This is a genomic window from Sphingomonas sp. Leaf10 (genome assembly GCF_001421245.1).
GTDB lineage: Bacteria > Pseudomonadota > Alphaproteobacteria > Sphingomonadales > Sphingomonadaceae > Sphingomonas.
Map to the genome: position 1 here is coordinate 78,814 of NZ_LMKE01000032.1, position 2,653 is coordinate 81,466.

The 2,653-nt window shown below is 66.4% G+C and carries 1 protein-coding gene; it reads right to left on the minus strand.

Going from position 1 to position 2,653, the window contains the following annotated elements; all coding sequences use genetic code 11:
• The coding region (locus ASE59_RS16610) for a PAS domain-containing protein (protein WP_056458911.1) at positions 1 to 2,328 on the minus strand (2,328 nt) is incomplete at its 3' end.
• Between the last annotated feature and the right edge of the window lie 325 nt (positions 2,329 to 2,653).

The following is a 2,653-nucleotide window of genomic DNA, read 5'->3' on the forward strand; positions in this document are numbered from 1 at the left end:
GACGATGCGCTCGCCGAGTGCGCCATGCGGTGCCAGTGCCCCCCGCGCCACGTCGCCCAGATCGGCCGATCGCCATGACGATCCGGTCAGGACGTCGGTCGCCGAGCCGAGCGCCATCAGCCGCGAGCCGAGATCGCGCGACGCCGTGGCGGTATCGGGTGCGCTGCGCAGCGTTTGCTGCGCAACCGACTGGACGACGGTCAGCACGTTCTTCAGGCGATGGGCCAGCTCACCGTTCATGAGCTGCATGTCCTCCTCGGCGCGCTTCTTCTCGCGGTGGTCGCGGGTCACCGTGCCGTAGCCGATCACCGCACCACTGGCGTCGGTGATCGGAAAGACGGAATAGACGACCGGGATCGACGCGCCCGTGCCGAAATGCCGGAAGCACAGCTCCCCCACCCAGTGTCCGTCGCGCTGGACCGCCGGCAGCACGTCGTCGACCACCGTCGCGACCTGTTCGGGCGGGAAGAAATCGGTCATAGCGAAGCGGGTGATGTCGGCGTCTTCCAGACCGACGAGTGCTCGCGCCGCATTATTCATATAGAAGACACGCCCGTCCAGATGCGCCATGCCCACGAAGTCGCGGCTGTTTTCCGCAAGCCGCACGAAGCGCTCGCGCTGTTCCTCGCTCTCGCGCAGATCGGTGATGTCGCGCGACACGGACAGGATGCGATCGACCCGGCCATCGGCGCCGGCGATCGGGCTGACGGCGACGTGCCACCATTTGGGTGTGCCGCGATAGGTATCGGCCTTGCCGATGAAGTTCCTCGCCTCGCCGTTTTGCGCCGCCGCGATCGCCGCCTTGGCCTCCGCATTGCCCGCACCCTGCCAGAAATCGGGCCAGGGACAGCCGGCGACCGCGTTGAAGTCGCTGATCTCCATGACGGCCATGCCGCCCTCGCTCATGAACGAGAGCGATCCGTCCAGTTCCAGCACCTTGATGCAATCGGTGGACGCGGTCAGCACGCTCTGCATGAAGGCGGCGGTCTCCCACGCCTCTTGCTCGGCACGCCGCCGTTCGAGGGCGGTCCGGATACGGTCGCCGGCATCGGCGATGAACGCCAGCTCTTCGGGCGACCAGTCGCGCGGCTGACCGTCGTTGACGTAGAGGATGGCGACCGTACGCCCGTTTTCGACGATCGGCCGGTTGACCATGCTGCGCGCGGCCACCGCGTTCAGCGGGGCAGTGTTCGTCGCGGTGCGCGGGTTGAGCCGGATGTCGGGGATGGCAATGGTGCTGCCCTGGCGAAGATCCTCGGCATAGCTGCCATAGTCGCTCAGGCGGTGCGTGCCGGTGAGGCTGGTATAGCCCTCGGCCGTCCAGTCGACGGGCACGTCGAAGGTTTCGCCATCCTCCGCGACCGTGCCGTAGCCGACGCGACCGACATCGAGCGCGCGACCGATGATTTCCGTCGCGGCGCGCAATATCTCCTTGGGATCGACCAGAGACGTCAGCGCCCGGCCGAGTTCCGACAGCGCGTCGCGGCGTCGGTCGGCCAAGATACGATCGGTGACTTCGAGGAAGATGACCGTGAACCAGTCTTCGCCGGCCGGCTGGCACACGCCGTCATACCAGCGGTGCAGATCGCCGACCTGTCGGGTGAAGCGAATGGCCTGACCCGTCTCGACGACGCGGGCGAACTCCAGCACCCATTCGTCCTCGATACCGGGCAAGACCTCGCGGATCGTCCGCCCGACCGCGCAGCCGTGCTCGACGCCGACAAGGTCGTACCACGCGTCGTTCACTTCTTCGTAGCGCCAATCGACGATCCGCCCGTCCGCGTCGCGAACGACTTCGCCGAGGATGAAGCCTTCCGCCAGCGTCTCGAACAGGCGGCGCCATTTGGCTTCGCTCCGCTGCAACTCGGTGGACGCGGCACTGCGGTCGCGCTCGGCCTTGACGCTGTCGGTCGTCTCGATCGTCACGTTGAGCAGGCCCGCGACCGCGCCGCCCTCATCACGCACCGGCGAGTAGGAAAAGCGCCACCACGTATCCTCAGGATAGCCGTTGCGCGCCATCAGCAGCGGCATGTCGCTAAAAGTCGAGGTTTCGCCGGCAAAGGTCTTGTCGACCAGCGGTTCGATCTCCTCCCACACGTCCGGCCACGCCTCGGCGAACGTCACGCCGAAGGCGAACGGATGCCGCTTGCCGAGGATCGGGATATAGGCGTCGTTGTAGAGGAAGGTGCGCTCCGGCCCCCACGCCAGGCACATGGCATGTCCCGACGCCATCATGATATCGACCGCCGTCCGCAGCGATACGGGCCACGCGCCACGCGGCCCGAGCGGTGTCGTGCTCCAATCGAACGCGGCCAGCATGTCGTTCATGCGGTCTGCGGGATGCTGGTCCGGGTCGGGCGTGGCTTCTGTATGCGTCATCTGTCTACCGAGCGGGTCCGATCCGGAGTTACATGGCCGCTTCTGGCAGGCGTTACGTTTGTACCGGATCGGTCGGCAAGAGAAAACGAGGTTTCGCGGTGCCGCGGGACAGTATCCCGCCCGGCACGATCCTTACTGTCCGTGCGAATGCCACAGGAGGTTGGCGGACAGGCAGGATGCGCCCGGGGGGTAGAATGAGGGCCAATCGACATTCAGCCTCTCCCCTCCCTGGAAGGGAGGGGCTGGGGGTGGGTCGGCCTGCGAGGAAAGGTCA